The sequence below is a fragment of the Curtobacterium sp. MCLR17_040 genome (assembly GCF_003234735.1).
Classification (GTDB): domain Bacteria; phylum Actinomycetota; class Actinomycetes; order Actinomycetales; family Microbacteriaceae; genus Curtobacterium; species Curtobacterium flaccumfaciens.
Map to the genome: position 1 here is coordinate 1 of NZ_QKTE01000002.1, position 17,165 is coordinate 17,165.

General features: G+C 71.5%; 17 protein-coding genes and 1 pseudogene. 10 read left to right on the plus strand and 8 right to left on the minus strand.

Annotated elements, in window-relative coordinates:
* Window position 1 precedes the first annotated feature (1 nt).
* On the minus strand, window positions 2-1,399 hold the full coding sequence (locus DEJ01_RS01990; protein WP_111092072.1) for a cytosine permease: 1,398 nt from the start codon (window positions 1,397-1,399) through the stop codon (window positions 2-4).
* Window positions 1,400-1,574: 175 nt separating this feature from the next.
* Between DEJ01_RS01990 and nucS the strand changes: the two genes are divergently transcribed.
* The 4 genes and pseudogenes from nucS to DEJ01_RS18365 all read left to right on the plus strand — a co-directional run.
* On the plus strand, window positions 1,575-2,270 hold the full coding sequence (nucS, locus tag DEJ01_RS01995; protein WP_111092073.1) for an endonuclease NucS: 696 nt from the start codon (window positions 1,575-1,577) through the stop codon (window positions 2,268-2,270).
* A 101-nt stretch (window positions 2,271-2,371) separates the two neighbouring features.
* Complete coding sequence (locus tag DEJ01_RS02000) at window positions 2,372-3,046, plus strand: HAD hydrolase-like protein (protein WP_111092074.1); 675 nt, start codon at window positions 2,372-2,374, stop codon at window positions 3,044-3,046.
* Window positions 3,043-4,323, plus strand: a complete 1,281-nt coding sequence (locus tag DEJ01_RS02005) for a CynX/NimT family MFS transporter (RefSeq protein ID WP_111092075.1) — start codon at window positions 3,043-3,045, stop codon at window positions 4,321-4,323. The genes DEJ01_RS02000 and DEJ01_RS02005 overlap by 4 nt, the downstream gene beginning before the upstream one ends.
* 314 nt (window positions 4,324-4,637) lie before the next feature.
* Window positions 4,638-5,183, plus strand: a pseudogene (locus DEJ01_RS18365) (ArnT family glycosyltransferase); the annotation flags it as partial.
* A gap of 1,353 nt (window positions 5,184-6,536) precedes the next feature.
* Here the strand turns inward: DEJ01_RS18365 and DEJ01_RS02015 are convergent.
* Entirely contained in the window at window positions 6,537-7,364 is an 828-nt protein-coding gene (locus DEJ01_RS02015; protein ID WP_111092077.1) for an SDR family oxidoreductase, read from the minus strand.
* 94 nt (window positions 7,365-7,458) lie between these two features.
* Window positions 7,459-8,100: a nucleoside/nucleotide kinase family protein gene (locus DEJ01_RS02020; RefSeq protein ID WP_111032466.1), complete on the minus strand. Its 642-nt coding sequence runs from the start codon at window positions 8,098-8,100 to the stop codon at window positions 7,459-7,461.
* A gap of 54 nt (window positions 8,101-8,154) precedes the next feature.
* Between DEJ01_RS02020 and DEJ01_RS02025 the strand changes: the two genes are divergently transcribed.
* From DEJ01_RS02025 to DEJ01_RS02035, 3 genes are all read left to right on the plus strand, one after another.
* A complete protein-coding gene (locus DEJ01_RS02025) occupies window positions 8,155-8,523 on the plus strand; it encodes a VOC family protein (RefSeq protein WP_071404443.1) in 369 nt (122 codons plus the stop codon).
* 74 nt (window positions 8,524-8,597) lie between these two features.
* Window positions 8,598-8,786 carry a hypothetical protein gene (locus DEJ01_RS02030; protein ID WP_071404442.1) on the plus strand — a complete coding sequence of 63 codons (189 nt, stop codon included), beginning with the start codon at window positions 8,598-8,600 and terminating at the stop codon, window positions 8,784-8,786.
* Between the two features lie 209 nt (window positions 8,787-8,995).
* Complete coding sequence (locus DEJ01_RS02035; protein ID WP_146247540.1) at window positions 8,996-9,499, plus strand: hypothetical protein; 504 nt, start codon at window positions 8,996-8,998, stop codon at window positions 9,497-9,499.
* Window positions 9,500-9,504: 5 nt separating this feature from the next.
* Here DEJ01_RS02035 and DEJ01_RS02040 read toward each other — a convergent pair whose 3' ends face one another.
* The 4 genes from DEJ01_RS02040 to DEJ01_RS02055 form a co-directional block, all read right to left on the minus strand.
* On the minus strand, window positions 9,505-9,945 hold the full coding sequence (locus DEJ01_RS02040) for an NUDIX hydrolase (RefSeq protein WP_111092079.1): 441 nt from the start codon (window positions 9,943-9,945) through the stop codon (window positions 9,505-9,507).
* 484 nt (window positions 9,946-10,429) lie between these two features.
* Complete coding sequence (locus DEJ01_RS02045; protein WP_111092080.1) at window positions 10,430-11,020, minus strand: TetR/AcrR family transcriptional regulator; 591 nt, start codon at window positions 11,018-11,020, stop codon at window positions 10,430-10,432.
* A gap of 77 nt (window positions 11,021-11,097) precedes the next feature.
* Entirely contained in the window at window positions 11,098-12,420 is a 1,323-nt protein-coding gene (locus DEJ01_RS02050) for a carboxylesterase family protein (RefSeq protein WP_111092081.1), read from the minus strand.
* Between the two features lie 115 nt (window positions 12,421-12,535).
* The gene (locus DEJ01_RS02055; protein WP_071404437.1) at window positions 12,536-12,847 is read right to left on the minus strand and encodes a hypothetical protein; all 312 of its coding nucleotides are present in this window, start codon (window positions 12,845-12,847) and stop codon (window positions 12,536-12,538) included.
* A gap of 152 nt (window positions 12,848-12,999) precedes the next feature.
* Between DEJ01_RS02055 and DEJ01_RS02060 the strand changes: the two genes are divergently transcribed.
* On the plus strand, window positions 13,000-13,515 hold the full coding sequence (locus DEJ01_RS02060) for a MarR family winged helix-turn-helix transcriptional regulator (RefSeq protein ID WP_181438337.1): 516 nt from the start codon (window positions 13,000-13,002) through the stop codon (window positions 13,513-13,515).
* A gap of 104 nt (window positions 13,516-13,619) precedes the next feature.
* Here the strand turns inward: DEJ01_RS02060 and DEJ01_RS02065 are convergent, their stop codons facing one another.
* A complete protein-coding gene (locus DEJ01_RS02065; RefSeq protein WP_051597042.1) occupies window positions 13,620-14,918 on the minus strand; it encodes an MFS transporter in 1,299 nt (432 codons plus the stop codon).
* A gap of 215 nt (window positions 14,919-15,133) precedes the next feature.
* Here DEJ01_RS02065 and DEJ01_RS02070 point away from each other — a divergent pair, with 215 nt between their 5' ends.
* Together DEJ01_RS02070 and DEJ01_RS02075 are read left to right on the plus strand one after the other, a co-directional pair.
* The gene (locus DEJ01_RS02070; RefSeq protein ID WP_171907779.1) at window positions 15,134-15,934 is read left to right on the plus strand and encodes a sugar phosphate isomerase/epimerase; all 801 of its coding nucleotides are present in this window, start codon (window positions 15,134-15,136) and stop codon (window positions 15,932-15,934) included.
* Complete coding sequence (locus DEJ01_RS02075) at window positions 15,931-17,046, plus strand: Gfo/Idh/MocA family protein (protein ID WP_111092083.1); 1,116 nt, start codon at window positions 15,931-15,933, stop codon at window positions 17,044-17,046. The genes DEJ01_RS02070 and DEJ01_RS02075 overlap by 4 nt, the downstream gene beginning before the upstream one ends.
* Window positions 17,047-17,165 lie beyond the last annotated feature (119 nt).

Genomic DNA, 17,165 nt, shown 5'->3' on the forward strand with positions numbered 1-17,165 from the left:
GTCAGGCGGCGGGGGTGGCCGGCGCGGCGGGGGCTGCGGCGACCGGGGCGGACGTGGCGGCCGGCGCGGCCTCGGTCCGACTGACACCGACGCCGCGGATCAGCCCGACCTTGCCGGCGACCACGTAGAGCACGAAGGCGATGACCACGGAGTTGATCGACGGGATGCCGACGGCGACGAAGTACCCGATGAGCGAGGCGACCGCCCAGATGACCAGGGTGGCCGGCACCCAGGTGGGCGAGGTCGCCGGGATGTTCTCGGCGTCGCTCAGCTCGCGGCGCCAGCGCTTCACGACGAAGTACTCCGCCACCATGATCCCGGCGATCGGCGGGAAGACGACCCCGAGCACGGACAGGAACGGTGTCAGGGCCCCGAGGAACCCGACCGCGGCGAGCACCGAGCCGACGACACCCATCACGAGCGTCACGAGCCCGCGGTTCACCTGCTTGCCGAACACCGCGTCGATGAAGTTCGTGACGCCGAGGCTCGAGCTGTAGATGTTCCAGTCGTTGATCTTGAACGTGCCGAGCAGGATCACGAGGATGCCGACCCAGCCGACGCTCGACGTGATCACGCGGGTGATGTCCGCGGAGCCGACGGCGTGGGCGAGCAGGACACCGGCCAGGCCGATGACGTACTCGCCGAGCGTCACGCCGAGCAGCGTCTGCTTCACGACGTCGCCGACCGACCGGTTGAAGCGGGTCATGTCCGGCGTGATCACCGCACCGACGATGAACCCACCCGCCACCAGGGTGGTGCCGGCCACGAAGCTCAGCTCCGGACCAGCCGGGGCACGCGCGGCGAGCTCGGCGATCGAGTGCCGGCTCAGCTCGACGATGACCGCCCAGCCGACGAGCACCAGGAACAGCGGCACGGTCACGTTCGCCAGCCACTGCATCGAGTGGAACCCGCGCAGGACGATCGCGGTGACGAGCAGCCCGAACACGAGCGACCACGCCCAGGCGGGCAGGATCGGCAGGATCGAGACGAGGCCGGCCGCCGAGACGCCCGACTGGATGCCGAACCAGCCGATCAGGCTCAGCCCGATCGCCAGCCCGACCAGCGCCGAGCCGGCCTTGCCGAACCCGGTCCAGCGGGCGATGACCGAGGTGTTCAGGCCCTCCTTGACGCCGATGACGCCGACGAGGACCGAGACGATCTCCAGGATCACGGCGCCGAGGGTGATCGCCCAGAAGGCGTCCCAGAAGCTCATGCCGAAGCCGAGCGTCGCACCGAGCAGGAACTGGGACAGGGCCGAGATCTGCCCGAAGCGCTGCACGGCGACCTGGAACCAGCCGTAGCGCGCGGACATCGGGACTCGGCTGAGCGAGTAGTCGTCGACGGCGACCGACTCGGAACGGGGGGTTCGTGGTGCTGACACTGCTGTCTCGCTGGCCATCGTGGCTCCTCGGGGAGGGGTGTCGGCGTGGGCCGATCGGGGTGTCAGCCACGGTAGGACGGCATCGGATTGCGGTACATGTGCAGAACGTCGTTACGGGCATGTGAATCCGTGCGCGCTGCACAGGCCGCGCGCCCGGTCCGGCTCATCACACCACGCCGGTTAGGCTTCCGGGGTGCGTCTCGTCATCGCCCGGTGCTCCGTCGACTACGCGGGCCGGCTCTCAGCCCACCTGCCGCTCGCGACCCGCCTGCTCATGCTCAAGGCGGACGGCTCCCTGCTCGTGCACTCCGACGGCGGCAGCTACAAGCCGCTGAACTGGATGAGCCCGCCCTGCTCGATCGAGATCACCGAGCCGGACGACGAGCAGTCGAGCGCCGGCATCACGCAGGTGTGGACGGTGACGCAGAAGAAGACGCAGGACAAGCTCATCGTCTCCCTGTACGAGGTCCTGTCCGACGAGACCCACGACCTGGGCGTCGACCCGGGCCTGGTGAAGGACGGGGTCGAGGCGCACCTGCAGCAGCTCCTGGCCGAGCAGATCGAGCTCCTCGGTGACGGCCACACCCTGGTCCGCCGCGAGTACATGACGGCGATCGGGCCGGTCGACATCCTGGCCCGCGACGACGCAGGGGCGAGCGTCGCGGTCGAGATGAAGCGCAACGCCAACATCGACGCGGTCGAGCAGCTCACCCGGTACCTCGAGCTCATGAACCGCGACCCGCACCTGCGTCCGGTGCAGGGCGTGCTGGCGGCGCAGACGGTGGCACCGCAGGCACGCACCCTCGCCGAGGACCGCGGCATCCGCGTCCTCGTGCTCGACTACGACGCGATGCGCGGCATCGAGGGCGGCCACACCCGCCTGTTCTGACCCGCGTCGGACCGTCCGGCCTGGAGGCACGGCACACCCCCGCCCCGCCGCCGACGGACCCCGGATGGTCGCCGCCACGGCCCGGCTAGGGTGGACAGGACATGACCAGCCCGTTCTCCGCCATCCTGTTCGACCTCGACGGCACCATCAGCGACTCCGCGCCGGGCATCCTCGAGAGCCTGACGCACACCTTCCGCACCGTCGGCGTCCCGGTGCCGGACCACGACACCCTGATGTCGTTCGTGGGCCCGCCGATCATGGACACGTTCCGGATCGCGATGGGCATGGACGACGAACTGGCCGACCGCACCCTCGCCGTCTACCGCGAGCACTACTTCTCGCACGGGGCGCTCGACTCCGCGATGTTCCCGGACATCGACGTCGTGCTGCGCACCCTGCACCAGGCGGGGCTGCCGATCTCGACGGCGACGAGCAAGCCGGAGACCCCGGCGACCTACATCCTCGAGCACTACGGACTCACCGGGGACATCGACATCATCACGGGCGCCAGCGACGACGAGGTGCGGTCGAGCAAGGCCGACGTCGTCGAAGAGGCACTGCGACGCCTCGAGGCCCACGGCTTCGACACCAGCCGCCCGGTGCTGATCGGCGACCGGAAGCACGACGTCGAGGGCGCGACCGTGCACGGCGTCCCGGTCGTCTTCGCCGAGTGGGGCTACGGCTCCCCCGACGAGGCCGAGGGCACCATCGCCCGTGCCGCCACCCCGCTCGACCTGCTGCCGATCCTGCTGCCGTCCGCGACGCCGTCCGCATGAGCGGCGACGTCGCACGTCGGGGCCTCCGCGGCGCCGCCTGGCTGCTGCCAGCGGCCATCATCCTGATCGCGCTGAACTTCCGCGGCCCGATCGTCGCGACCGCCCCGGTCATCGGGGACGTCCGCGCCGACCTCGGCCTGACCGCGACGATCGCCGGGCTGCTGACGACGATCCCGGTGCTTTGCTTCGCTCTCGCGACGCCGTTCGCCAGCTGGGTCATCGCGAAGGCCGACCCCGAGCGCGCGGTGTCCCTGTCACTCGTCATCGTGCTCGTCGGCACCGTCGTGCGCTCGATGCCCTCGTCGGCGGCGCTGCTGATCGGCACCGCGGTCATCGGCATCGGCATCACGATCGGCAACGTGGTGATCCCGGTGGTCATCCGGCGGGACACCTCGCCGGAGCGTGTCGGCCTGGTCACCGGCGTCTACACGTCGGCGCTCAACGTCGGGTCGATGATCACGTCGCTCGGCACCGCTCCCCTGGCCGCCCTGTGGGGGTGGCCGGTCGCCATCGCGATCTGGGCGGTCTTCGCACTCATCGCCGCCGCGGCCTGGACCTACACGGTCGGTGCTCGCGCCGCCTGGCGACGCCCGCTGCCGTCCGAGCGGGACGAACCGCTGCCCGTCACGGGCCCCATCGACCAGCTGCTCGACACCGGGTCGATCCGGACCGCGCGTGCCGCGGAGGCCGCACGGGTCGCCGCCGCCGAGCCGATCCGGCCGGCGCGACGGCTCATCACCTGGGGCCTGACGCTGGCGTTCGGTGGTCAGGCGTTCTCGTACTACGCCCTCACCGCGTGGATCCCGACGCTGCTGCACGACGAGATCGGCTTCTCGAAGGCGTCGTCGGGCGCGAGCTCGTCGGTGTTCCAGATCCTGGCCGTCGTCGGGGCACTCGGTGTCCCGCTGCTCGCGACCCGGTGGCGTCCGGCGGCGATCATCGCCCTGGTCGGCACGCTGTGGCTGGCGATGCCCCTCGGGCTGCTGTTCGCCCCGCAGCTCTGGTTGCTGTGGTCGGTGCTCGGCGGTGCAGCCCAGGGCGGCGGAATCACCGTGATCTTCATCGTCATCGTGCGGATCGTCTCGAGCGACGCCGACGCCCGCCGGATGTCCGCGTTCGTGCAGGGCGGCGGGTACCTGCTCGGGTCGGCCGGGCCACTCGTCGCCGGTGCCCTGCACGGTGCGACGGGGAACTGGACCGCACCGCTGCTCGTCGTGCTCGTCGCGGTGCTCACCCTCGGTGTCGTCGGGACGTTCGCCGCGCGACGGGTGTCCTGACCCCGAACCCGGACGCCGGCTGAGACCCCGCTCCGGCTCGACCCCCGAGGGGCTGACCGACGGGGGCCGCACCCGCACGACCCCTCAGCGCGCGGACCGGCTTCGCGGCCAGCTGGCGGCACGGTCCCGGCCGGTCGTCATCCCGGACGGCCAAGGTCCGGAGAGTGGACATCCGACGACCCGCCCGGTGGCGGGACCAGCCGCTCGCAGCACGGCTCACCCTGCTCGTGATCGCGGCCGGCACGACCGTGCTGCTCGCCTGGAACCTGGGCCGTGGCGGGGACTTCAGCTTCTACCAGGCGTCGGCGCGGTCGATGTCCGAGTCGTGGCCGGCGCTGTTCTCGGGCGCGTTCGACCCCTCCGCGACGGTGACGCTCGACAAGCTCAGCGGCTTCGCCGTCCCGCAGGCGCTGAGCATCCGGCTGTTCGGGCACTCCACCGCCGCGCTCGCGTTCCCGCAGGTCGTCGAGGGACTCGTCACCCTGTGGGCCTGCTCGTTGGTCGGGCTCCGCTGGGCCGGGGTCGGCACGGGCCTCGTCGCCGCCGCAGCAGCCGGGTCGACGCCGGTCTTCGTGTCGATGTTCGCGCACCCGATGGAGGACGGCATGGTCACCGCCGCGCTGGCCGTCGCCCTGCTGTGCTGGCAGCACGCGGCAGTGACCGGGCGGTGGTGGCCGCTCGTCGCCGCGGGCCTGGCCGTCGGCGTCGGGTTCCAGGCGAAGATGGTGCAGGCGTGGTTCGTCCTGCCGGCACTGCTGCTCGGCACCCTGCTGGCCTCGGCCCGGCACGACGGCCGTCCCTTCCGCTTCGGCACCCGGGTGGTCCGAGCCGGGGTGCTCGGGATCGTCGCGGTCCTGGCGTCGGTGTCGTGGGTGACCGCGCTGGCACTCACGCCGTCGGGTTCGCGGCCGTGGGCGGACGGCTCCACCGACGACAGTCCGCTCGCGATGGTGTTCGGGTACAACGGCATCGACCGGTTCCTGCCCGGCGCGGTGCCCGGGTCCGTCCGCTCGTTCACGGTGCCGTTCGGTCCGCACACCTGGCGCGGTGGTCCGGCCGGGTTCGGCAAGCTGCTCGGACCGCACCTGGCGTCACAGGTGGCCTGGCTCCTGCCCGCGGCGGTGTTCGGCGTGGTGGTCGCGGCCGTGGTGCTCGTCCGCCGCCGTGCGGAGCGACCCGGTGCCCTCGGCTCCCCGTTCGGGCACGCGTTCGACACCCGCGCCGGAGCCGCCACCCTGGCCGTCCTGGTGGTCTGGTTCGGCACCGCGGCGGCCGTGCTCTCGGTGGCCGCCGTGCCGCACACCGCCTACGTCGCCGCGATCGGCGTGCAGCTGGCCCTGCTCGCAGCCCTCGGGTGGCGCGGTGCGGTCGGACTCGTCCGGGCGCAGTCTCGAGGGCTCCGGGCGCTCCCGGTCGTCCTCGCCGCGACGCAGCTCGGCTGGGTGGTGTTCCTCGCGCGGGGCACCGCGATGCCGAGCGTGCTCGCCGTGCCCGCGATCACCGTCTCGACGGTCGCCGTCGTCGCGACGCTGGTGGCGGTGTGGCGGCGACCCCGCCGGGAGGCGACGCGCGGGCCGGACCGGCACCGGGCCTCCCGGACGGTCATCGCGCTGGCAGCCGGGCTCGCGCTCGTCGCCGGACCCGCCGCGTTCTCACTGCAGGCCCTCGACGCGACCCGCGACGGCAGCGGCGTCGACGCGTCGGTCGGGCCGTGGCCCGCGCGCTGGCCGATCCCGGTCGGCAGCCCGGACGTCTTCCACGTGTCGCGCCCGGACCCGTGGGGCGGATCGACGCCCTACCCGCGTGCCCTCAGCCGACTCGTCGCGACCGCGCGACGCCTGGAGGGGTACCGGCACGACGAACCGCTCTTCATGACGGACACGTGGCACATCTCCGCACCCGTGATCGACGCGACCGGACTCCCCGTGCTGACGGACGGCGGGTTCTCGGGCACCGTGCCCGTCTTCACGACGCACCAGATCCGCCGGAGGATCGCCGACGGCCTGCGCGTCCTCGTCGTCGAGGCCCACGCGCCCCGCACGGACCCGGTCCTGCGCGCCGCACTGGCCGGGGGCTGCCGAGCACTCACCAGCGGCACCCGGCACGCACGCCTGCCGATGCAGCCGCGCCGGGCGGACGGCATCGCCTGGACCGTGTGGCACTGCGGGCTGCCCGGCCCGTCGATCGGACCCGGTGCGCACCGCCACCACGGGTCAGCTCGTGGCGAGCACCTCACGCAGGGACATCGGCGGACGCCCGGTGATGCGTTCGACGTCGCCGGACACGTGCGCGAGCGCCCCCTCGGCGATGGCCGTGTAGGTGCTCACCCAGGCGTCGGCCTGCCACGGCTCCGGGTTCCACTGCGCACGTGATGCGTACGCCTCGTCGAGGGTCTCCGGGTGGTAGCTGACCGTCCGGCCGCGGACCTCGGACACGATCGCCGCCGCCTGAGCCAGGGTGATCGCCTCGGGGCCGGTCAGCTCGTAGGTCTGGTCGCGGTGCGCGTCCGGATCATGCAGCACCGCGGTCGCGACGCGGGCGACGTCCGCACGGGCCACCGCGGCCATGGCGCCGTCGCCGGCCGGTCCGCGGATCACGCCGTCCTCGCCGACCAGGTCCTCGACGAAGTCCAGGTAGAAGCTGTCGCGCAGGAACGTGAACGCCATCCCGCTCTCGCGGATCGCCTGCTCCGTCGCCCAGTGGTCGCGTCCGAGCGTGAAGGTCGCTTCGGGAGCCGCGCCGAGGAACGACGTGTAGACGACGTGCCGCACGCCCGCGTCGGCCGCCGTGGCGACGAACGCCCGGTGCTGGTCGAGGCGGTCCTGGGCCTCGGCCGCCGAGACCATGAGCAGCACCTCGACGCCCTGCAGGGCGGTCCGGCTCGCGTCGGCGAAGGTCGCGACGGCGACCTCGGTGCCCGGAAGCTCCGGCGCACGCGAGGCGTCGCGCACGAGCATCCGGAACGGCACGGCGTCCGCGGCGAGCGCCGCGCTCACGGCGCCCCCGATGTTGCCGGTCGCTCCGGTGATGGCGATGGTCATGGTCGCTCCTCGTGTCGGTGTCGCGTGGTCGTCGTCGGGGTCACGTCGTTGTCGGGGTCGCCTGGTGGTCGTCGACGGTCGCGTCGGTCGGTGGTCACGTCCACACCGTCCTGGAGGCCCGGATCACCGTGGGCGCGACCCTCGCGGCGTTCACGCCGTCCACCTCCACCGCCCACGCGCGCGCAGCGTCGTGGTCGCGGCCGTGCCGCATGTGCCGTCCGACCAGACGGTCGAGCCGCACGTCGTCGGCGACGGCGCAGAACCAGGTCTCGGTGAAGAGCGTCGGCAGCGCCGACCACGGTGCGGTGTCGTCGAGCAGGTAGTTGCCCTCGGACACCACGAGGCGGGCGGCGCGGGGCACCGCGATGCTGCCGGCCACGGGTTCGTCCACGCGACGGTCGAAGTCCGGCGCCCACACCACGTCCTCGTCCGCGGCGACGAGTCGGCGGACGAGCGCGACGTACCCGTCGGCGTCGAAGGTGTCCGCCGCGCCCTTGCGGTCGTGCCGGCCGAGGGCGTCCAGCGCCGCGTTCGACAGGTGGAAGCCGTCCATCGGGACCTGCACCGCCGTGCCGGCACCCAGGCGGTCGTCGACGGCGGTGACGATGCGACGGGCGAGCGTGGACTTGCCAGCGCCCGGTGCTCCGGCGATCCCGAGCACCGTGCGGCGGCTCGAACGGGCCAGTTCGACGGCGCGCTCGACGGCCTGGTCGACGGTCGTGCCGGAGTCGCTCACGGCTTCATCCTCGCAGAGCGCACCGACGCCGGGCCGCGGTGGTTCACTTGCCGCATGGTCGATGCGACGAAGGCGTTCAGCGGGTTCTCGGTGCGCGACGTGCCCGAGGCGAAGGCGTTCTACCAGGACGTCCTCGGGGTCGAGGTCACCGAGGACCACGGCATGCTCTTCCTGCAGCTCGGCGGTGGACACCAGGTGCTCGTCTACCCGAAGGGCCCGGGTCACGAACCGGCGGCCTTCACGGTGCTGAACTTCCCGGTGCCGGACATCGACGCCGCGGTCGACGAGCTCACCGCGAAGGGCGTCGTGTTCCTGCAGTACGAGGGGATGACCGACGACCGGGGTGTGAACCGGAAGGGCGGGCCGCTCATCGCCTGGTTCACCGACCCGTCGGGCAACGTCCTCAGCGTCATCGAGGAGTGAACATGTTGTATTCCGAAAGCTCGCGTCGGAGCTGCTGACCGTCCTACCGTCCTCTCACCAACGAGAGGACGGCCATGACGAAGGTGCTGGGACGGCATTGGACCCGCGAGGGGCTCCTCGCCGAGCGCGAACGCGTCCGCGCAGAGTGGAACCTGGACGAGCGGGAGTTCGCCCCGACTGAGCAGTGGCGCGACCTGTTCATCGACGAGTACCTCGCACAGGACTGGCTGGACAGCATCTCGTTCCTGCTCGGTGAGCGATGACTGAGGTGTCCGATGGAGCCGGCCAGCATCACGCAGCCGTCGCCCAAGAGCTCCTGGACTCTTCCCTGCCCGGGCACGGGGTGCAGATCGACTACGAGCTGGATGTCCCCGATGGAACGATCGTCGTGCAGCCTGCCGCTGCGTCAGGAACGACTCCACCGGTCCGGCTGAACATCGGCGGCGTTCACACCGCCAATGTCACACTGTCGATGCGGTACCGATGGAAGAGTCATCTCGAGGTCCTCGAGCTGAACGAGAGCCGGTTCACCCTCTTCCTGGTCGACGAACGACAGCCACTGGTCCGCTTCGAGTTCCAGGAAGCGTTGACCGCCACTCCGCAGTCGCACTGGCACCTGCACGCCGAGCGCGGCGCGTTCAGTTCGCTGCTGGCCAGAGCCCGCGACCACGGATCCGGGCAGCGTGATGCGGCGAGGTTGTCGTCCTTGCACTTCCCGCTCGGCGGCCCGCACTTCCGGCCGAGCCTCGCCGACGTGGTCGAGTTCGTCATCGTCGAGTGCGGCGTGGACGCGTTGCCGACGTGGCGGGAGGCCGTGCACGGGTTCCGGAATCGTTGGCGCCGTGAAGAAGCCGAGGCAACCGCTCGGCAGTTCCCGGCAGAGACCGCGCAGTCGCTCCGCAACCTCGGGTGGGTTGTCCAGCCCCCGGAACCCACCGCGGTCCCACCGCAGTTCGCGGTGCTGCACGCGGGTTGACGCGGTCAGCGGGACAGGGCGCCCGCCCAGCCGAGGGCGATCGGCACGAGCAGGCCGTGGCGGTGGTGCGGGAGCTCGGCGACGGGGATCCACCGTGACTCGTCGGTCGAGCCGTCGAGCTCGTGCCGCAGGGCTCCCCCGGTGATGGTCGCCCGGAACACGATCTGCACGGCCTTCATCGGGCGACCGTTGGCGTGGATGCGGCGCTCTGCGGGGACGATGTGGTGTCGGACCCCGAGCAGGGCACCGGCCTGGGCCTCGTACCCGGTCTCCTCGCGGATCTCGCGCACGACGGCCTGCTCGACGGTCTCGTCGAACTCGACCCCGCCGCCCGGTAACGTCCACGTGCCCGCGTCGGGGTGACGCAGCTTCGCCAGGAGCACGCGGTCACCGTCCGTGATCACGCCGTAGGCGGCGAGCCGGGTGTCGTAGTCCGTGTACTCCATGGGCCGACCATGCCAGGTGGGTGCACCGACGTCTGCCAGCCGCGCCGGGCCTCCAGGCCGTGGACCGGGGTGGTGCGGACGCTCCTCCAGCCCGCCGACCGGTCACGACCCCCCGCGGCCCGCACGCCGAGCGGTCACAGACCGTCGGCCCCGCCGCCCGCAAACGACGGAACGCGACCACGCGACGCAGCACGTGCGGTGTGTCGCGACCACCGCGCGGGCCGGGTGGCGCGAGTCGCCGCCGCCACGGGCCTCCCGGCCGTCCGGCGTGCTGCCGGAACGTCCATGCCGGACGGCCGGCGCGCGCGGTCAGGACACCCCGATGGCTGCCCGCCGAGCGGTCACAAACCGTTGCTTGCGGCACCGCCAAACGACGAAACGTGACCACGCGACGCTGCACGCGCGGGGAGTCGTGACCGCTCGCCGCGCAAGGCCCCGGGCCCGCATGGTGCGGACCGGACCCGATGTGCTCGCCCGACCCGGATCAGGCGTCGACGCGTGCCGCTGCCCAGCCCACGCGCATCCGGGCGACCGCCCGGTCGAAGGCAGTGATCGGTTCCCCGTCGTCACGGATCACGGACTGCAGCTGGAGCCCCTCGTACAGCGCCATGAGCTGCTCGGCGGCGTGCCGGGGCGAGGCGCCGCGGGGTTCCCGGCCGGCGACGACGTCACGGACGAGGGCGAGGGTGACGTCCTCGAACGCCCGCGTGTACTGCGTGCGGAACCACCCGGCGGCGGGGTGGTCGGGGTTCGAGGCGGCACTGAGCACGGCGACCCGGAGTCGCACGAGGGCCGGGTCCTCGACGCCCGCGGCGAGCCGGGCTCGCAGGTAAGCGACCGTGCCGTCCCGCTCCGCGATCGGCCAGAGCTGGCGCCGGCTTCCGTTGTTCCACTTGTCCATGACCGCCACCACCAGGAGTTCCCACATCGGGTACGCCCGGTGGAACTCGTCGGCCGTGACCCCGGCGTGCTCGGCGACCTCGTCGGGCCCGACACGGTGGAAGTCCCCGGCTCGGTAGGCACTGATCGCCCCGGCGACGATGCGTGCGCGGAGGTCGACATCGGTCGTGGGCATGCTGACGATTGTGCGGGGCCGGTCAGCGGCCCGCGACCGCCAGTTCAGGGGGCGCGGCCACCGTCGCCGGCTCCCGGTCAGCCGCGGTCGAACGTCAGTGTCTCGTCGTCGGGTGCCCGGACCTCGCCGGTGCGGGCGAAGTCGGCCCAGATCGCCCGGAAGGCCCGGCCGCGGCGCTCGACCTCGGGCCAGTCGCGTTCGGGGACGAACCGGGTGCCGGCCCAGGCCTCGCGGCCTCCGAGCAGCAGCGGTAGGTCGCTCATGTGCACGGCTCCGGTCGGGGTGCTCGTGACACCGCGGTGCAGTCGGTAGGAGGTCGCCCGGCCGCCGGCGCGTCGGTGCCGCTCGGTGAACCGTCGGGCGTCGCGCCCGTAGATGACGTCGGACAGCGGACGCACGACCCACCACCGCAGGGCCGACCGCAGCACCCGCGACCGGGTGACCCGACGCAGGCCGGGCACGAGCGGCACGTACATGCCGGCCTCGTCCGAACCGGACCCGATCAGCACGTTGACGTCGGGGGCGACCCGGCTCCACGCGGCGTCGAGGTCACGCTCGGCGGGCAGCGGCGCGAAGCCGTACTGGGTGCCGAAGGGCATGCCGGCCGCGAGCCCGTACGGCGCGGCGGCACGGGTTCCGAGTGCCTGCCGGTCGAGCAGGTCTTCGAGCGGGGTGTCGGCGTGCACGGTGCCGACCGCCCGGACCATCGCGCGGTTCATCCGTGCCCGACGCCGGGACAGGCCGAGCGGAGCGCTCTGGATGATCGCGCGGCGGAAGAGCCCTTCGGCGCCGGCACTGATCATCAGGTGCGCAGCCGCGTCCCCGCCGGCCGACTGCCCGAAGACGGTGACCAGGTCGGGGTCGCCGCCGAACGCAGCGATGTTCGCCCGCACCCAGCGCAGCGACTCGACCAGGTCGAGGAGCCCGAGGTTGGCCGGGATCGTCTCGCCGTCACCGAGGAACCCGAGCACGCCGAGCCGGAACGTGACCGACACCACGATCACGCGCTGCTCGGTCACCAGGTCGCGGGCGTCGTAGATCGGCAGGTCGCCGCCGCCGATGACGTAGGAGCCGCCGTGGATCCAGACCATCACGGGCAGCTGCTCGTCCGGCCGCACGTCGGCGGGCAGCGTGATCGAGAGTCGCTGGCAGTGCTCGTCGACCTCGATGCCCTGGATCGGGTTGAGCAGCAGGTCGACGAACTCCTCGTGCGGCTGCGGTGCGACCGGCGACGGGGTCGACGCGTGCAGCTCGCCCGCGAACGGTGGCATCGGCTGCGGCGGCGCGAACCGTTCGGCCTGCGCGTACGGGATCCCGAGCACCCGCACCACGTCGCCGTCGACCGTCCCGACGATGCGGCCGGCGGGGGTGTCGAACGGGGCAGGCGTGGCGTCGAGCATGGGGTTCACGGTATCGGTGCGGCGACGACACGAGCGGACGTGACGGAGGCCGTCCCGATGTGATCGGGACGGCCTCGCTCCGGCTCGGGGAACCGGGTGCACGTGGTGCTCGGCGTCAGTTCGAACGACCGTTGACGTCGCGTCGGTCGTCGTCGTTCCAGTCGGGCTTGCGCACGCCGGACTTCGCGATGCCGCGGCTGACGACGTAGGCGGCCGTCACGATCGCGACGTACAGCCAGGCCTGGTCGGCGCCGAAGCCGGTGTGGCCCTCGTCCGCGTTGTCCACGACGGCCGACGCGACGAGGATCGCGATGGACACGACCAACCAGGCGTAGAACTCCGTGGTCTTGAGCGCGGACTTGGTCTCGTTCCAGGTGGCACGCACGACCGAGTCGTTCCGTGCGGGACGTCCTGCAGTGTTCGACATGGTCACTCCTTCTGATCTCCGCCACCGGGCTTCGGTGGCGCCGTGTGGAGAGATTTGTCTCGCTCGGCTGATTACTCGCCCAGTTTGGGTTCTCAGGAAGGGGGTGGAGCATGGCGTTTGTCCACAGAACGCCAGGACCGGACGGGGTAAGGATGCACGACGAGGACCACCCGCAGCGCGGATCCGATGTGTTCGAGCGGCAGCCGCGCACCACGGAGGGCGCCGCTGCCATAGCCAGCCTGCAGGCGCTCAGCGACAGCGTCCACGAGGCCGACGAGCAGGCGCTCCGCACGCTGGGGATGCTGCCCGTCGACGCACTCGCGCTGCGGCACCTCGTGCTCGCGGACCGGGACGGACGGCTGGTGAACCCGACGCAACTCGCGCGGGTGTTGCGGCTCTCCACCGCGGGGATCACGAAGCTCATCGACCGCCTGGTGCGTGACGGGCGGGCGGAACGGCGGGCGAACCCCGAGGACCGCCGCGGCATCATCATCACGGCGACCGGCTCCGCCGAGCAGGACCTCGCACGTGCCTACCGGCACATCCACGCTCCGCTCATCGAGACCATCGACGCGCTGAGCGTCGACGAGGCGACGGCGGTCCGCCGGTTCGCCTCCCGCCTCGCCGAGGCGCTCCGGCAGGAGCTGCCCTCCCCCGGCGCCCCCTGACGCCGGCCCGGCCCGGTGGGTCGGTTGCTGCGACGGACGGGAGGCCCGTGGCGGCGTCGCCACGGGCCTCCCGACCGTCTGTTTGTTGCGTTGCGCGACGGGCGCTACCGCACCCGCTTGATGGGGATCACGACGAGTGCGCCGATGATGGCGATCGCGCCGGCGGCCCAGCACATGAGCGTGTAGTTGTCGGCGGCGTCCCCGGACCCGATCTTCAGGAAGAACAGGGCGACGGCCGGGGCGAGCGACTGCGGCAGCGCGTTGGCGATGTTGATGACGCCGAGGTCCTTGCCGGGACGGTCCGCGTTCGGCAGGACGTCGACGACGAGTGCGGTGTCGATCGCGGAGTAGATGCCGTAGGCGAAGCCCATGATGACCTCGGCGACGTAGAAGCCGTTGACGGTGTCGGCGTGCGCCAGCACGATGAGTCCGACGGCGAACATCGCCGTGGAGCCACCGACGAACACCTTGCGGCGACCGAGCTTGTCCGAGGCCCAGCCGGACAGCGCCGCACTGACCAGCAGCGCGATCGTGTAGAGCAGCACACCGAAGGCGACGGCGGCCGTGGCCTCCTTCGCGCTCTCGATGCCGAGGTGCTGCTCCATGTAGAGCAGGCGGTACGTCGTGAACATGAAGGTCGCGAAGATGATGAGGAAGCGCGACCACCACGCGAACGCGAAGTCCGGGTTCTTGACCGGGTTCGTCCAGAACGACGCGATGAGGTTCAGGAACGTGAACTTCTTGAGCTTGTACGTGGGCAGGTCGTCCCGCGCGACGACGGCGTACACGGCGACCAGGATGATCGCCAGGATGCCGGGCGCGATGAACAGCACGGGCAGGTTCGCGACGAAGAAGACCGACAGGTAGGTGCCGGCGAGCACGGCGATGTTCTGCGCGAGCGCGATGATGCTCGAGGACCGGCCGCGCTGCAGCTGCGGCACGTTGTCGGCGAAGCTCGCGAGGAGGGTGGCGAGCGTGGCGTTCGCGGCGAGCTGGGCGAGCAGCCAGGCCAGCGTCAGGTTGAGGACGTCGGGCGAGTAGGCAATCCAGGCGAGGGCGATCGCGAAGACGACGACACCGCTGAGCAGCCAGGGGCGACGACGACCCCAGCGCGTGCGGGTGCGGTCGGACAGGGCACCCGCGAGGGGGTTCATGATGAGCGCACCGAACGCGCCGATCGGCAGCACCGAGCCGATGACGTTCGCGGCGTCGTCGCCGACCAGGGCCTGCGCCTTGAGCTGCATGCTCACGTAGACGGGCGCCATGAGCGCGACGAAGAGGCCGAACTGCCCGAGGAACAGGGCGATCTGGTAGCCGATGCCCACCTTGACCGTGCTGACGGGCTGGGTGATGCCCTCTTCCGGGTTGAGCAGTGCCGGGCTGCCGGGTTCGGGTGTGCTCATGACGCCTCCTTGAGTCGATGAAAACCTTGCCTGACAAGGTTTTTCCGACGCGAGCATACATCGACACGTGTTGTCTGCAACACCGGGGTCGTCACACGGGGCAGCAAAAACTACACACCGGGTGGTTTTTGGGGTAGCGTCGTCATCGATCTCGCCGCGGAGCATCGCTCCTCGACGGGCCGCGACACCCAGACAGGATCGAAGGAGCCTCTGCAATGCCCACCACTTCTGTGCAGCTGTACTCGCTGCGCGACGCCATCGCCGAAGACCTCGACAAGGCCATCGCCCGTGTCGCCGAGATCGGGTACGAGAACGTCGAGCCCTACGCGTTCGTCGAGCGCGCCACCGACCTCGAGCGTGCGTTCGCGGCCACCGGCCTCAAGGCTCCGTCCGGCCACGTCGCCGTGATCGACGCCGAGGACACCGCGCCGATCTGGGACGCCGCCGAGCGCCTCGGCATCCGCACCGTCATCGACCCGTTCATCCCGACCGACCGCTGGCAGACCGCCGACGACGTCGCGAAGATCGCCGAGCGCGTCAACGAGCTGACCGCCGAGGCCGCCGGCCGGGGCCTGCAGTTCGGGTACCACAACCACCAGTGGGAGTTCACGAACAAGGTCGACGGCCGCACCGTCTACGACCTGTTCGTGTCGCAGCTGTCGCCGGAGACCGTCCTCGAGGTCGACACCTTCTGGGCGACCGTCGGTGGCGCCGACGCCCCCGCCGTGCTCAAGGGCCTGGGCGACCGCGTCGTCGCGATCCACGTCAAGGACGGCAAGGTCGACGGTGACATCCGCACCGCGCTGCCCTCGTCCGAGAGCGCCCTCATCGTGCCCGAGGCACTGCAGCGCGCCTTCGAGAACCAGACGCCGGCCGGTCAGGGCGACGTCGACGTGACCGCGATCCTCGCCGCCGCACCGCAGGCGATCCGCGTGGTCGAGTTCGACGCGTACAAGGGCGACGTCTTCGAGGGCATCACCGAGTCCCTCACCTGGCTCAAGGACAACGACAAGTGAGCCGTGTCGGGATCGGCATCATCGGTGCCGGCAACATCTCCACCCAGTACCTCGAGAACCTGACCAAGTTCGCCGACGTCGAGGTCCGCTTCGTCGCCGACGTGCTGCTCGAGCGTGCCGCTGAGCAGGCGGCTGCGTACGGCGTCGCCTCGTCGGGATCGGTCGAGGAACTCCTCGCCCGCGACGACATCTCGATCGTGATCAACCTGACGATCCCGGCCGCGCACGCCGAGGTCGACCAGCAGATCATCGACGCCGGCAAGCACGTCTGGAGCGAGAAGCCGATCGCGACCGACCACGCGTCGGCCGCCGCGGTGCTCGAGTCGGCGAAGGCCAAGGGCCTGCGCGTCGCGACCGCTCCGGACACCGTGCTCGGCGCGGGCATCCAGACGGCGCTCCGGGCCATCGCCCGCGGTGACATCGGCGAGCCGCTGTCCGCGACGACGCTGTTCCACGTCCCCGGACCCGAGGCGTGGCACCCGAACCCGGACTTCCTGTTCGCCACCGGTGCCGGCCCCCTGTTCGACATGGGCCCGTACTACGTGACGACCCTGGTGCACGCGTTCGGCACCGCCTCGCGCGTGCAGGCCGTCTCGTCGAAGTCGCTCGACCGTCGCACGATCGCGTCCGGCCCCCGCGCCGGCGAGACGTTCCCGGTCGAGGTCCCGACGCACCACGCGGCCCTGATCGAGTTCGCCGGCGGGCAGTCCGCCCAGTCGACGTTCTCGTTCCAGCACGCCCTGCCCCGCATGGGCTTCGTCGAGATCAACGGCACGCTCGGCACGATCTCGCTGCCGGACCCGAACACGTTCGAGGGCTCGTCGCAGCTCTGGCGCTACGGGCAGGACGAGCCCGAGACGCTCGAGGCCGTCGGCTCCACCTGGGGCCGTGGCACCGGTGTCGTCGAGCTCGCTCGCGCCATCGCCGAGGACCGCCCCGAGCGTGCCTCCGGCGCCGTCGCGCTGCACGTGCTCGACGTGCTGCTCGGCATCCGTGACGCGGCCGAGTCGGGTTCCGCCGTCGACATCACGTCGAGCGTGGACGCTGTCCCGCCGCTCCCCGAGGACTTCGACCCCGCGGCAGCCGTGCTGACCGCGGGCGCGAACGCCTAGGAGCGCCCAGGAGCGCCACGCGCACCACTTCGTGAGCAGCAATGGTCGGGTCCCGAACGGGGACCCGACCATTGCTGCTCACCAAGCGAAGACCACGACACGAGCGACGCGAACGACGC

Bases quoted from the DNA above. Each gene is read 5' to 3' on its own strand.
- DEJ01_RS01990 (WP_111092072.1), bottom strand. From the start codon at position 1,399: ATGGCCAGCGAGACAGCAGTGTCAGCACCACGAACCCCCCGTTCCGAG.
- DEJ01_RS02000 (WP_111092074.1), top strand. From the start codon at position 2,372: ATGACCAGCCCGTTCTCCGCCATCCTGTTCGACCTCGACGGCACCATC.
- DEJ01_RS02005 (WP_111092075.1), top strand. From the start codon at position 3,043: ATGAGCGGCGACGTCGCACGTCGGGGCCTCCGCGGCGCCGCCTGGCTG.
- DEJ01_RS02015 (WP_111092077.1), bottom strand. From the start codon at position 7,364: ATGACCATCGCCATCACCGGAGCGACCGGCAACATCGGGGGCGCCGTG.
- DEJ01_RS02025 (WP_071404443.1), top strand. From the start codon at position 8,155: ATGGTCGATGCGACGAAGGCGTTCAGCGGGTTCTCGGTGCGCGACGTG.
- DEJ01_RS02030 (WP_071404442.1), top strand. From the start codon at position 8,598: ATGACGAAGGTGCTGGGACGGCATTGGACCCGCGAGGGGCTCCTCGCC.
- DEJ01_RS02035 (WP_146247540.1), top strand. From the start codon at position 8,996: ATGCGGTACCGATGGAAGAGTCATCTCGAGGTCCTCGAGCTGAACGAG.
- DEJ01_RS02040 (WP_111092079.1), bottom strand. From the start codon at position 9,945: ATGGAGTACACGGACTACGACACCCGGCTCGCCGCCTACGGCGTGATC.
- DEJ01_RS02045 (WP_111092080.1), bottom strand. From the start codon at position 11,020: ATGCCCACGACCGATGTCGACCTCCGCGCACGCATCGTCGCCGGGGCG.
- DEJ01_RS02050 (WP_111092081.1), bottom strand. From the start codon at position 12,420: ATGCTCGACGCCACGCCTGCCCCGTTCGACACCCCCGCCGGCCGCATC.
- DEJ01_RS02055 (WP_071404437.1), bottom strand. From the start codon at position 12,847: ATGTCGAACACTGCAGGACGTCCCGCACGGAACGACTCGGTCGTGCGT.
- DEJ01_RS02060 (WP_181438337.1), top strand. From the start codon at position 13,000: ATGCACGACGAGGACCACCCGCAGCGCGGATCCGATGTGTTCGAGCGG.
- DEJ01_RS02065 (WP_051597042.1), bottom strand. From the start codon at position 14,918: ATGAGCACACCCGAACCCGGCAGCCCGGCACTGCTCAACCCGGAAGAG.
- DEJ01_RS02070 (WP_171907779.1), top strand. From the start codon at position 15,134: ATGCCCACCACTTCTGTGCAGCTGTACTCGCTGCGCGACGCCATCGCC.